Here is an 11,195-nt window from a genome sequence, read left to right on the forward strand (position 1 = left end):
CCTTGGATGTCTGAACTCTTGCCACAGCTGATTCAACAGCTGTTCAACGGCTTGTCGCTGGGTGCGATTTATGCGCTGATTGCCATTGGCTACACCATGGTGTACGGCATCATCGGCATGATCAACTTTGCGCATGGCGAAATTTACATGATCGGTGCTTATGCCGGTCTGGTCACTTTGTCGGTCATTGGAACGCAAAGTGGTTTACCCGTGGCGGTGGTGATTGGGCTCATGTTGCTGGTATCGGCATTGCTCACGGGCGTTTATGGTTTTGTGGTGGAGCAGGTGGCTTATAAGCCCGTGCGCCACGGCCCCCGATTGGTGGCGCTGATTTCGGCCATCGGGATGTCGATTTTTCTGCAAAACTGGGTGGCCTTGGGCCAAGGCGCACGCGATATGGCGGTGCCATCGCTCATCCCTGGTGCCATGCGCTTTGGTACTGAGGGCGGCTTTGAGATTTATATCCCCTACTCGCGCGTGCTGATTATTGTGGTGGCCGTGGCCTTGATGATTGCCTTGACGCTCTATATCAAGCATTCACGCATGGGCCGGGCTTCGCGCGCTTGCTCGCAAGATATGCACATGGCTAATTTGCTGGGCATTGATACCAATCGTGTGATTTCTTTCACCTTTATTTTGGGAGCCATGCTCGCTGCGGTGGGGGGGGTGCTGATCGCACTGGCCGTGGGCAAGCTCAATCCGTTTATTGGCTTTTTGGTGGGCATCAAAGCCTTTACCGCCGCCGTCTTGGGAGGTATTGGCAGTATTCCGGGTGCTATGTTGGGTGGTTTGCTATTGGGGGTGGCTGAAACCTTTGCCGCCGCTTATATCTCGTCTGAATACAAAGACATTGTCGCCTTTGGCCTGTTGGTGCTGATTTTGCTGTTCCGCCCCACGGGCCTGTTGGGCAAACCAGAAGTGGAGAAGGTGTGATGCTGCGTTCTAACCTTCGCCATGCGCTCATGGCTACTGTGCTCACGGCACTGGTCGTGATTCCGATTTTTGGCCTGCACCTAGAGCGTGCTGGAGGCCGCACGGTGGTGCAGCCGCAGTGGGGTTTTGTGTTCTGGGCTTGCGCTTTGGTGTTTGTGGTGCAGATGTTGCGCCCACTGCTGGGTAAACGCCTATCGCACCTTGCTTGGCCCACTTTGCCACCAGTGTCTGGTAGCCAGCGTATGGGGCTGGTGTTGGCGGCTTTGCTGATTGCCGTAAGCTGGCCTTTCTTTGCTGGGCGCAATGCGGTAGACATTGCCACGCTGGCCATGATTTATGTCATGTTGGGCTTGGGGCTGAACATTGTGGTTGGCTTTGCAGGCCTGCTCGATCTGGGCTTTGTCGGCTTTTATGCAGTGGGCGCATACACCTATGGATTGCTGTTCCATTGGGCGGGCTGGAGCTTCTGGGAGGCACTGCCGCTGGCTGGTGCAGCCTCGGCGTTGTTTGGCTTTTTGCTCGGCTTTCCGGTGCTGCGTTTGCGGGGTGATTATTTAGCCATCGTCACCTTGGGTTTTGGCGAAATCATTCGCCTGCTGTTGGTCAACCTGACCGACTGGACGGGCGGCCCGGATGGCATCTCCAGCATTCCTAAGCCCACGGTGTTTGGTTTGGAGTTGGCCCGCAATCCCAGCGTTGAAGGGGGTACCACCTTCCACCAATGGCTGGGGCTAGAGTTCAATTCGTTGCACATGGTGATTTTCTTGTACCTGATGGCGCTGGCGCTGGCGGTATTGACGCTGTGGATTTCCAACCGCCTGATTCGGATGCCCATTGGTCGGGCTTGGGAGGCGCTGCGTGAAGATGAAATTGCCTGCCGCTCGTTGGGCCTAAACCCGATGAAAATCAAACTCTCGGCCTTTACGCTGGGGGCTATGTTTGCCGGTTTTGGTGGTGCCTTCTTTGCGGCACGCCAAGGCATTGTCAACCCAGAGTCTTTCACCTTTATCGAATCGGCCTTGATTTTGGCCATTGTGGTGCTGGGCGGCATGGGTTCGCAACTGGGGGTGATTATTGCGGCCATTTTGATTACCGTGCTGCCTGAACTGGCGCGTGAATTTTCTGAATACCGTATGCTGATGTTTGGTTTGGTCATGATTTTGATGATGGTTTGGCGGCCCCAAGGGCTGCTGCCAATGCAACGCCACCATATCGAGGTGCGGACATGAGCACCCCTTTGTTAGACATTAGCCAACTCTCCATGCGCTTTGGTGGCCTATTGGCCGTGGATGGGGTCGAGTTTTCGCTGCAAAGTGGCGAGATTTTTGCCATCATCGGCCCCAATGGGGCTGGTAAAACCACGGTGTTCAACTGCATCAGCGGTTTTTACAAACCCAGCACGGGACGCATTGCGCTAGAAGGGCGTGACATTGCTGGGCTGGGGAGCCACACCGTAGCAACGCATGGGTTGGTGCGTACCTTCCAGAATGTGCGCCTCTTCAAAAACATGACGGTGTTAGAAAACCTGCTGGTGGCCCAACACCGCCATGTGCGTGCTGGGTTTTTGGCGGGCTTGTTCAATACCGCCGCTTATCGCCGCTCTGAGCAAGAAGCCATCGATCAAGCAGTGCAGTGGCTAGACCATATGGGTTTGCGCGAGTTTGCCAACCGCGAGGCTGGTAATTTGGCCTATGGCCACCAGCGCCGTTTAGAAATTGCCCGCTGCATGATTACACGCCCGCGTGTATTGATGTTAGACGAGCCTGCGGCGGGTTTGAATCCGCAAGAGAAAAAAGACCTGCAAGGCTTAATCCAACAATTGCGCGACCAACACCAAGTGACGGTATTGCTGATTGAGCATGATATGAGTTTGGTGATGGGGGTTTCAGAGCGCATTCTGGTGATGGAATATGGCAAACCCATTGCCTTGGGCACACCTGAGGCGATTCGCAACGATGCGCGGGTCATTAAAGCCTATCTGGGAGAAGAATGATGCAAACCATGTTGGAATTGCGCGATATCAATACCTACTATGGTGCCATTCGGGCTGCCAGCGATGTCAGTTTGCGTGTCAACCAAGGGGAAATTGTTTCGCTGATTGGCTCGAATGGGGCGGGCAAAACGACCTTGCTGATGACGGTGTGCGGCAACCCCCGTGCCAGCAGCGGCAGTGTCTGGTTTGAGGGTGAGAACATCACCAACCTACCGCCCCACTTGATTATGCGCAAGGGTATTGCCATTTCGCCCGAAGGACGGCGTGTATTTGCCGACCTCACCGTAACCGAGAACCTGAAAATGGGCGGCTTCTTTCTCGACAACGCCGAGATTGAAGCGGGTATCGAGCATGTGTTTGGCTTGTTTCCGCGCCTGCGGGAGCGGGCGCACCAGCGTTCGGGCACCATGTCGGGGGGTGAGCAACAAATGCTGGCGATTGGGCGGGCTTTGATGTCTAAACCGCGCCTGTTGCTGCTGGATGAGCCTACGCTGGGCTTGGCCCCGCTCATCATTGCGCAGATTTTCGAGATCATCCAAACCATCCGTAAGGAGGGTGTCACGGTGTTTTTGGTCGAGCAAAATGCCAACAAAGCGTTGCAAATTGCCGACCGGGGCTATGTGCTCGAAAATGGCCGCGTGGTGCTGGAAGACACAGGGGCCAATTTGTTGGCTAACGGCGATATTCGCAAGGCCTATCTGGGCGCGTAAACTGCCACCCTTTGTGCCGTCTCATGCCCCAAACTTTGGCCGCCCCCGCACACAGCGAACTGATCATCAAAAAAAGTCGCTTTATCGGTTGTGTGCAGCCGATGAGCGACCGCGCTAGCGCCCAAGCCCATGTAGATGCCTTGTGGCAACAACATCCGGGTGCGGCCCATATCTGTTGGGCTTTGTTGGCGGGCGGTCAATCGGCAGCAGTGGACGATGGTGAGCCTAGCGGTACGGCTGGGCGGCCTATGTTGGATGTGTTGCGCCATCAAGACCTCGAAGGGGTGTTGGCCACGGTGGTGCGTTATTTTGGTGGCGTGAAGTTAGGAGCTGGAGGCTTGGTGCGTGCTTATACCGACACCATTGCCCAAGCCTTGCTCACGGCTCCCAAAGTGCAACTGCAACGCATGCAAACCCTGCAATGCCTAGTGCCCTATGCCTTAGAAGGCTTGCTGCGGCGCGAGATTGACCACGCTGGGGCCGAGCTGTTGCAGGTCGAACACGCCTCGCTGGTCACGTTGCATTTGCGCCTGCCACAAACACAGGCAGCCGCTTTTGTGGCCCATATCAATGAGCAATCGCAGGGCCGTGCGGGCTGGCCGTAAGTGTTGGCGCGCTGCATACCCGATTGCGCCCAGCAGCTTTGGCTGCGTACAACGCATCATCAGCCAGCTTTAACACCGCATCGGCACTCAGGTGTGGCCCGGCCACCACCGAGGCTACGCCCACACTGATGGTGACACAACCCCAAGGGGATGAGGCGTGGGGGATGTGCAAGGCTTGTACGGCTTGTCGTAAGGTATCGGCCATATCCTCGGCTGCGGTAGGTTGTGTGCTACTGGCTAGCAGCAACACAAATTCCTCGCCGCCATAGCGGGCTGCCACATCACCCGCACGACGGCTAAAACCTTGTAGCACTTGGGCCACTTGTACCAGACAGACATCCCCAGTTTGGTGGCCGTAGTGGTCGTTAAAGCTCTTGAAACAATCCACATCCATCATCAGCACCGAGAACGCACTGCCTTGGCGAGCGGCACGCGCCCATTCTATTGTCAGGAGGTGGTCAAAATGGCGCCGATTAAACAGCCCTGTCAAGCCATCAGTGATGGACAAGGTTTCAAGCTGCTGATTCGCCTGTTGTAAGTCGATGGCATATTGCGCTAGCGCCTGATTTTGTTGCTGCAACAGTGCTTGGCTTTCAAGCATGGCTGTTTCTAGGCGTTCATACACCATCAACACCAGCCCCATTGACAGCAGCATCAGCCCAACCACCACGATCAAAAACGAGACATATTGCACTGGGTTGTTGTCCAATATGGAGCTAATGGTGACATAGCCCGTCAGGGTGCTCACTGCACGCAAGCCAAAGACGAAAATCACCAAGAAGAAACCCGTCATCAAAATGTATTGGCCCCGCCCCGGTGTTTGCTTGCGTCTTTGCCATAACATCAGGCCAGCCTGTGCTGTTTGCGCACCAAAAACCACCGCCCCTGACACGATCCGGGCTGTGCTGTAAGGCAGCAATAAGGTAAATAGCAGGGGTACCACCGCCACTGGCCACCACAGCCGCAGGGGTGACAAACGGCATTCTTGGAAACGCGCTACACCCAAGACAAACAGAGAAAAAGTGATGGCCAACAAGGTATTGGCCAGCACAATCGACAACACATCGCTGATCTGGCCACGCAAGGCAAACAAGATATAGGCCCCAGCATGGGCTACCAACGCACCTGCCCATGTGTGTAGCACATTGGTACGGCGGTACGATACAACGGCCAACGCCATCGCCAGCACCACACTGGCTAAGATGATCAGCAAAAACGAGGTGCCAATACTCAAACGCGCTCCTTCAGGGCATTCCGGCCTACCAGAGATTACCTACATTGAACAAGGTGAGTAGCCCCAGCACCGCAAAAATAGCAGCCGCGATGCCATGTACCAGCTTCATCGGTATGCGTTCGGCCACCTTATTGCCCAAATACACCGCAGGCACATTGGCCAGCATCATGCCAAAAGTGGTGCCAGCTACCACAGCGACAAAGTCAGGATACTTGGCGGACAAAGCCACAGTGGCGATCTGGGTCTTGTCGCCCATTTCAGCCAAGAAGAAAGCCAGCACGGTGGTGCCAAAAACGCCCAGCAGCACCTTATTGTCGGCTGCATCATCATCTACTTTGTCGGGAATCAGCATCCAACCAGCCATGCCCAAAAAAGACACGCCAATTACCCAGCGCAACAGTTCTGGCCCCAGTAAGCTGGCTACCCATTGACCCACGGCCCCGGCCAGGGCATGGTTGGCTAACGTGGCAACCAAAATGCCCAAAATAATGGGCCAGGGCTTACGAAATTTGGCGGCCAGCAAGACGGCTAGCAACTGGGTTTTGTCGCCCATTTCGCCCAAGGCCACTACACCTGTAGAGATAAAGAAGGATTCCATAACAACTCCAGGGCCGGAAGCAGAACAAGACTGCACAGCAACCCCGGCCCGTCCGGAGGCTGTGCAGTCAAAGGTCTTGCCAGGCTGGAAGCTGCTTACGCCATGTCCTGTGGGACAAGTGTGTTGACGCAAACCCCTGTACAGAGAAACAGGTCGGCTACTCCCCAATGACGGGTACAGGGGCAATTGTAAGCGCCTGTTGGCTCATTTTTTGCCGCATGTTTGCCATACTGTCGGTTGCCACTGAGGTGGCACATACCAGTGCGGGCATGTGCGTAATTTCCACACCACAGCCCCCTAATGCCATGCGCTAAGCTCATTCCTTTATGAGGAGACTCCCCTACATGTACCAGCATCTCTTTGTGCCCGTGGACGGCTCTGAACTTTCTCACCGTGCCATGGATGGCAGCATTGCCTTAGCTGCCCAGCTCGGCGCCCGTATTACTGGCTTTGTGGTGGAGCCAGATGTGCCTTTGGCCGTTACCAGCCAGAACGCTGATACCTTTGCTGACCGCATCAAGAACCACGAGGCCAAGAACGCTGCCCATGCCAATGCCCTGTTAGGGCAGTTTGAAGAGCGGGCCAAGGCTGCCGGGGTCGAGTTTTCGGGTCTTTCTGTCACCGCTTATGGTGTAGACCACGCCATCATTGAAGAGGCCGAAAAAGCAGGTTGTGACATGATCGTCATGGTGACCCATGGTCGCGGCCCAGTGGGTGAATTCCTGTTCGGCTCTCACACCAAGAAAGTGATTGCCCAGAGCAAGTTGCCAGTCTTTGTACTGCACTGAATATCCGGCCCCCACCTCGTTCAGATGCGCTCTGTGCTGCGGGGGCATTATTTTTGTATGGCGTGGGGGCGTAGCTTCATTCCAACCAGCGCACGTTTTGTAAAACCTCGCTAAAGAAGCTACGCAAGCTCACAGTGCTCATACTGTAAGGGTCAAACTCGCTGCCGACCGAGTATTTCAGAAACAGCTGACGGTTGGTGTCCAGTGAGGGCAGTAGCCCCATAGACCAGCCCGTAAACTGTCGATGGGTAATCTCCGACAAATCTAAGATCACTGTGTCGCGGTGGCGTGGGTCTCTCAAAATCTGGTGGTACAACGCATTGACCACCATGCGGTCACCTTCAAGTTGTTGTAGGAAGATGCCGTGGTTCAGACACAGCGCCCCGGTCACGCCCAAGCGGGCGTTGTTGCGCTGCGAGGCTGCCAGAATATCTTTGACGTCTGCAGGTCCAAGGGCGTGGGCGCAGCGGCTGGCATAGGTCAGTTGTATCAACATCTCAAAATTCCATCAAAACGGCAGTGTGTCACGTTATTGCGGCATTGTCAGCGCAGGTGCCAGTAGCCCCAAGCCAGCGCAGACAAGGGGGGCACCGTAAAATTCGCCTCTTCCTCCCCCATCCCATCTCTCATTTGCATGAACGCCCCGGTTGACGTTTCCTTTTTTGCGCGCGCTGCCAAGCCTCTGAGCAGCTATCGCCCCTATTGGGCCAGGCGCTTTGGCACGGCACCGTTCCTGCCCATGAGTCGGGCCGAGATGGAGCAACTCGGCTGGGACAGCTGCGACATCGTGCTGGTCACGGGCGATGCCTATGTTGATCACCCCAGCTTTGGCATGGCCGTGATTGGCCGAGTGCTAGAGGCGCAGGGCTTTCGCGTTGGCATCATTGCCCAACCCGATTGGCACAGCGCCGAGGCTTTCAAAACTTTGGGCAAACCCAATTTATTTTGGGGGGTGACGGCGGGCAATATGGATTCGATGATCAACCGCTATACGGCTGATCGCAAAATCCGCACCGACGATGCCTATACCCCCGGCGATGTGGGCGGCAAACGCCCCGACCGTGCTGCCATCGTCTACAGCCAGCGTTGCCGCGAAGCGTATAAAGAGGTGCCCATCATCTTGGGTGGTATTGAAGGCAGCTTGCGCCGCATCGCCCATTACGACTACTGGAGCGACAAGGTGCGCCGCAGCATCGTGGTCGATGCCAAATGCGATTTACTGCTCTACGGCAATGCTGAGCGCGCCTTGGTGGAGGTCGCCCATCGCATTGCTGCCCGTGAGCCGGTTGAAAATATCACCGACGTGCGCGGCACAGCTTTGGTGCGCCGCGCCTCTGAAGTAGGTTGGTTTGAGCTGGACTCGACCGAAGTCGATCAGCCCGGCCCCGTCGAGGCGCACATCAACCCTTACCAAACCACCAGCGAACAAGCCGCAGCCCAAGGCAGCAGTTGCAGCCAAGAAGAGGGCAATGCCACCGCACCAGCGCCCACTGAGCAGCCCATTCACTTTGCACCTAACCCGGCGCTGGCAGGCAAACACAAGTTGCCTCCGCGCAACCGCACCGTCATTCGTCTGCCCAGTTACGAACAGGTCAAAGCCGACCCGGTGCTATATGCCCACGCCAATCGCGTGCTGCACCTCGAAACCAACCCCGGCAACGCCCGTGCCTTGGTGCAAGCGCATGGCGAAGGCAGCACTGCGCGTGATGTTTGGATTAACCCTCCGCCTATCCCACTGACCACAGCAGAGATGGATTGGGTGTTTGGCCTACCTTATGCGCGCAGCCCGCACCCCACCTATGCCGATGAAAATGGCAGCCACGACGGAGCCACCAAAATCCCCGCTTGGGAGATGATTCGCCTGAGCGTCAATATCATGCGTGGCTGCTTTGGCGGTTGTACCTTCTGCTCTATCACCGAACATGAAGGCCGCATCATCCAAAGCCGTTCAGAAGACTCCATCATCCACGAGATTGAAGAAATCCGCGATAAGGTCAAAGGCTTTACCGGCACTATTTCGGATTTGGGTGGCCCCACGGCTAACATGTACCGCTTGGGCTGCAAAAGCCCCGAGATTGAGGCCGCTTGCCGCAAACCCAGTTGTGTTTATCCTGGCATCTGCCAAAACCTCACCACCAACCACGACCCACTGATCCAAATTTACCGCCGGGGACGGGCGCTCAAGGGCATCAAAAAAATCCTGATTGGTTCTGGCCTGCGCTATGACTTGGCGGTCAAATCGCCCGAATATGTGCGTGAGCTGGTGCAACACCATGTAGGCGGCTACCTCAAAATTGCGCCCGAACACACCGAGCAAGGCCCGCTGTCCAAAATGATGAAGCCCGGCATTGGCAGCTACGACAAGTTCAAGCAAATGTTTGACAAGTTCAGCGAAGAAGCGGGTAAAAAACAATTCCTCATTCCCTACTTCATTGCGGCCCACCCTGGCACCAGCGATGAAGACATGATGCACTTGGCTCTCTGGCTGAAGAAAAACGGCTTTCGTGCCGACCAAGTGCAAACCTTCTACCCCAGCCCGATGGCGACCGCCACCGCCATGTACCACACCAACCTGAATCCGCTGGCAGGCATCCACCGCGATGAGCGCAGCGAGCGTGTGGACATTGTGCGCGGCGAAAAACGCCGCCGCTTGCACAAAGCCTTTTTGCGTTACCACGATCCCAACAATTGGCCCTTGCTGCGCGAAGCACTCAAAGCCTTGGGGCGGGCTGACCTGATCGGCAACGGCAAGCACCATCTGATACCCACCTTCCAGCCCGTCACCGATGGGGCTTACCAAAGCGCACGGCGTACCAACTCTACGCCTGTCAAACCCAGCAAAGGTCGTGTGCTCACACAACACACCGGATTGCCCCCACGTGAGACTGGTAAAGCTGGCAGTAAACCCTTCTTGGGTAAGTCTGGGCGGCGTTAACAGCAGCCACTACTGACAAATGCTTAATACCCTGTGGCTGGGCTTTTTTGTAACTGCCGCCTTGGCTGCTTTGGCCCAATGGCTCTTCGCTGGCAATGCGCAAATTTTTGCCTCAATGGTCGAGGCACTGTTTGGCATGGCCAAACTCTCGGTCGAAGTCATGGTGCTGTTGTTTGGCACTTTAACTTTGTGGCTAGGATTTTTGCGCATTGCCGAAAAGGCAGGGCTGGTTGATACCCTCGCCCATTGGTTGGCACCCCTGTTTGCACGCCTCATGCCCGAAGTTCCGCGTGGTCATCCAGCGTTGGGGCTGATCACCCTTAACTTCGCAGCCAATGCCTTGGGTTTGGACAATGCGGCCACGCCGATGGGGCTGAAGGCCATGCGTGCCTTGCAAGAACTCAATCCCCAGCCCCACACCGCCAGTAATGCACAAATACTGTTTCTGGTGCTCAATGCTTCCTCGCTCACCTTGTTGCCGGTCAGCATCTTCATGTACCGGATGCAGCAGGGCGCACCCGATCCCACAATGGTATTTGTGCCCATTTTGTTGGCTACTTCAGCATCTACCTTGGTTGGTCTACTGAGTGTCGCTGTAGTCCAGCGCCTGCCTTTGTTCAGTCCAGTGGTGCTGGCTTATCTCTTACCAGTGGCCCTGACTTTGGCCGCTTTCATGGCCTTTCTCACTACGCTTAGTGGTGCTGCTTTGGCCCAACTATCATCCTTGCTAGGTCATTTAACGCTGTTTACGCTCATCTTGCTGTTTGTTGTGGTGGGCACTTGGCGTAAGGTGCCGGTCTATGACGCATTCGTTGATGGGGCCAAAGAAGGATTTGAGGTAGCCAAGGGTCTGTTGCCGTATTTGGTAGGCATGTTGTGTGCCGTGGGCGTATTTCGGGCATCAGGCGCTTTAGGCTATGTATTGGACAGTATCCGTTGGGTGGTTGAGCTGCTGGGTTTAGATACCCGGTTTGTCGAGGCCTTACCAACGGCACTGGTCAAGCCCTTCTCCGGCAGTGCGGCCCGTGCCATGCTGATTGAAACCATGCAAACCCAAGGCGTTGACAGCTTTGCCGCCTTGGCGGCGGCCACTGTTCAAGGCAGCACTGAAACCACCTTTTATGTCTTGGCGGTGTATTTTGGTGCTGTGGGCATACAACGCGCTCGTCATGCAGTCGCCTGTGCTCTTTTGGCTGAATTGGCTGGTGTGGTGGCTGCCATTGCAGTGTGCTACCAGTTTTTTGGCTAAATGCAGCGCGCATCTAGCCCTGTCAAAATTTGGTGCTACAATGCGCCCCTTGCTGCCGATAAGGACCAGTTGTTCACACAACCAACCCATCAGCAACAACTTGAACTCCCCACGGTTTAAGCAGTAGTCGCAAAGATTTCTCAAGTTTTC

At 55.7% G+C, this 11,195-nt stretch carries 11 protein-coding genes and 1 riboswitch; of the genes, 8 read left to right on the forward strand and 3 right to left on the reverse strand.

The window, feature by feature from the left end; translation table 11 throughout:
- Positions 1 to 6 precede the first annotated feature (6 nt).
- Genes livH through ACFO6X_RS13030 form a run of 5 tightly spaced genes read left to right on the forward strand, consistent with a single transcriptional unit; the run spans position 7 to position 4,241 of the window.
- On the forward strand, positions 7 to 933 hold the full coding sequence (gene livH / locus ACFO6X_RS13010) for a high-affinity branched-chain amino acid ABC transporter permease LivH (RefSeq protein ID WP_382433727.1): 927 nt from the start codon (positions 7 to 9) through the stop codon (positions 931 to 933).
- Complete coding sequence (locus tag ACFO6X_RS13015) at positions 933 to 2,162, forward strand: high-affinity branched-chain amino acid ABC transporter permease LivM (RefSeq protein ID WP_382433729.1); 1,230 nt, start codon at positions 933 to 935, stop codon at positions 2,160 to 2,162. Before livH ends, ACFO6X_RS13015 begins: the two co-directional genes overlap by 1 nt.
- Positions 2,159 to 2,926, forward strand: coding sequence for a high-affinity branched-chain amino acid ABC transporter ATP-binding protein LivG (gene livG / locus ACFO6X_RS13020; protein ID WP_382433731.1), 768 nt, complete (start codon positions 2,159 to 2,161; stop codon positions 2,924 to 2,926). Before ACFO6X_RS13015 ends, livG begins: the two co-directional genes overlap by 4 nt.
- A gap of 8 nt (positions 2,927 to 2,934) precedes the next feature.
- On the forward strand, positions 2,935 to 3,636 hold the full coding sequence (locus tag ACFO6X_RS13025; RefSeq protein ID WP_382433753.1) for an ABC transporter ATP-binding protein: 702 nt from the start codon (positions 2,935 to 2,937) through the stop codon (positions 3,634 to 3,636).
- A gap of 23 nt (positions 3,637 to 3,659) precedes the next feature.
- A complete protein-coding gene (locus ACFO6X_RS13030) occupies positions 3,660 to 4,241 on the forward strand; it encodes an IMPACT family protein (RefSeq protein ID WP_382433733.1) in 582 nt (193 codons plus the stop codon).
- On the opposite strand, the gene ACFO6X_RS13035 is transcribed toward ACFO6X_RS13030, so the two are convergent.
- Positions 4,204 to 5,475 (reverse strand): GGDEF domain-containing protein, encoded by a 1,272-nt coding sequence (locus ACFO6X_RS13035; RefSeq protein ID WP_382433735.1) that lies wholly within the window; start codon positions 5,473 to 5,475, stop codon positions 4,204 to 4,206. The two genes, ACFO6X_RS13030 and ACFO6X_RS13035, sit on opposite strands and share 38 nt — an antisense overlap.
- A 25-nt stretch (positions 5,476 to 5,500) precedes the next feature.
- Entirely contained in the window at positions 5,501 to 6,073 is a 573-nt protein-coding gene (locus tag ACFO6X_RS13040; protein ID WP_382433737.1) for a TMEM165/GDT1 family protein, read from the reverse strand.
- A gap of 3 nt (positions 6,074 to 6,076) precedes the next feature.
- Positions 6,077 to 6,254: riboswitch (yybP-ykoY riboswitch) on the reverse strand.
- A gap of 163 nt (positions 6,255 to 6,417) precedes the next feature.
- Between ACFO6X_RS13040 and ACFO6X_RS13045 the strand changes: the two genes are divergently transcribed.
- Positions 6,418 to 6,861, forward strand: coding sequence for a universal stress protein (locus ACFO6X_RS13045; RefSeq protein ID WP_382433739.1), 444 nt, complete (start codon positions 6,418 to 6,420; stop codon positions 6,859 to 6,861).
- Between the two features lie 76 nt (positions 6,862 to 6,937).
- On the opposite strand, the gene ACFO6X_RS13050 is transcribed toward ACFO6X_RS13045, so the two are convergent.
- Positions 6,938 to 7,357: a BLUF domain-containing protein gene (locus tag ACFO6X_RS13050; protein WP_382433741.1), complete on the reverse strand. Its 420-nt coding sequence runs from the start codon at positions 7,355 to 7,357 to the stop codon at positions 6,938 to 6,940.
- Between the two features lie 138 nt (positions 7,358 to 7,495).
- On the opposite strand from ACFO6X_RS13050, the gene ACFO6X_RS13055 reads away from it, so the two are divergent.
- Together ACFO6X_RS13055 and ACFO6X_RS13060 are read left to right on the forward strand one after the other, a co-directional pair.
- Positions 7,496 to 9,796, forward strand: coding sequence for a YgiQ family radical SAM protein (locus tag ACFO6X_RS13055; protein ID WP_382433743.1), 2,301 nt, complete (start codon positions 7,496 to 7,498; stop codon positions 9,794 to 9,796).
- A gap of 19 nt (positions 9,797 to 9,815) precedes the next feature.
- The gene (locus tag ACFO6X_RS13060) at positions 9,816 to 11,045 is read left to right on the forward strand and encodes a nucleoside recognition domain-containing protein (protein WP_382433745.1); all 1,230 of its coding nucleotides are present in this window, start codon (positions 9,816 to 9,818) and stop codon (positions 11,043 to 11,045) included.
- Positions 11,046 to 11,195 lie beyond the last annotated feature (150 nt).

It is taken from the genome of Giesbergeria sinuosa (genome assembly GCF_042652905.1).
In the GTDB taxonomy this organism is placed as follows: domain Bacteria; phylum Pseudomonadota; class Gammaproteobacteria; order Burkholderiales; family Burkholderiaceae_C; genus Simplicispira; species Simplicispira sinuosa.

What these genes read in the sequence shown, in the direction of transcription:
- livH (WP_382433727.1), top strand. Translation starts at nt 7, where the DNA reads ATGTCTGAACTCTTGCCACAGCTGATTCAACAGCTGTTCAACGGCTTG.
- ACFO6X_RS13015 (WP_382433729.1), top strand. Translation starts at nt 933, where the DNA reads ATGCTGCGTTCTAACCTTCGCCATGCGCTCATGGCTACTGTGCTCACG.
- livG (WP_382433731.1), top strand. Translation starts at nt 2,159, where the DNA reads ATGAGCACCCCTTTGTTAGACATTAGCCAACTCTCCATGCGCTTTGGT.
- ACFO6X_RS13025 (WP_382433753.1), top strand. Translation starts at nt 2,935, where the DNA reads ATGTTGGAATTGCGCGATATCAATACCTACTATGGTGCCATTCGGGCT.
- ACFO6X_RS13030 (WP_382433733.1), top strand. Translation starts at nt 3,660, where the DNA reads ATGCCCCAAACTTTGGCCGCCCCCGCACACAGCGAACTGATCATCAAA.
- ACFO6X_RS13040 (WP_382433737.1), bottom strand. Translation starts at nt 6,073, where the DNA reads ATGGAATCCTTCTTTATCTCTACAGGTGTAGTGGCCTTGGGCGAAATG.
- ACFO6X_RS13045 (WP_382433739.1), top strand. Translation starts at nt 6,418, where the DNA reads ATGTACCAGCATCTCTTTGTGCCCGTGGACGGCTCTGAACTTTCTCAC.
- ACFO6X_RS13050 (WP_382433741.1), bottom strand. Translation starts at nt 7,357, where the DNA reads ATGTTGATACAACTGACCTATGCCAGCCGCTGCGCCCACGCCCTTGGA.
- ACFO6X_RS13055 (WP_382433743.1), top strand. Translation starts at nt 7,496, where the DNA reads ATGAACGCCCCGGTTGACGTTTCCTTTTTTGCGCGCGCTGCCAAGCCT.
- ACFO6X_RS13060 (WP_382433745.1), top strand. Translation starts at nt 9,816, where the DNA reads ATGCTTAATACCCTGTGGCTGGGCTTTTTTGTAACTGCCGCCTTGGCT.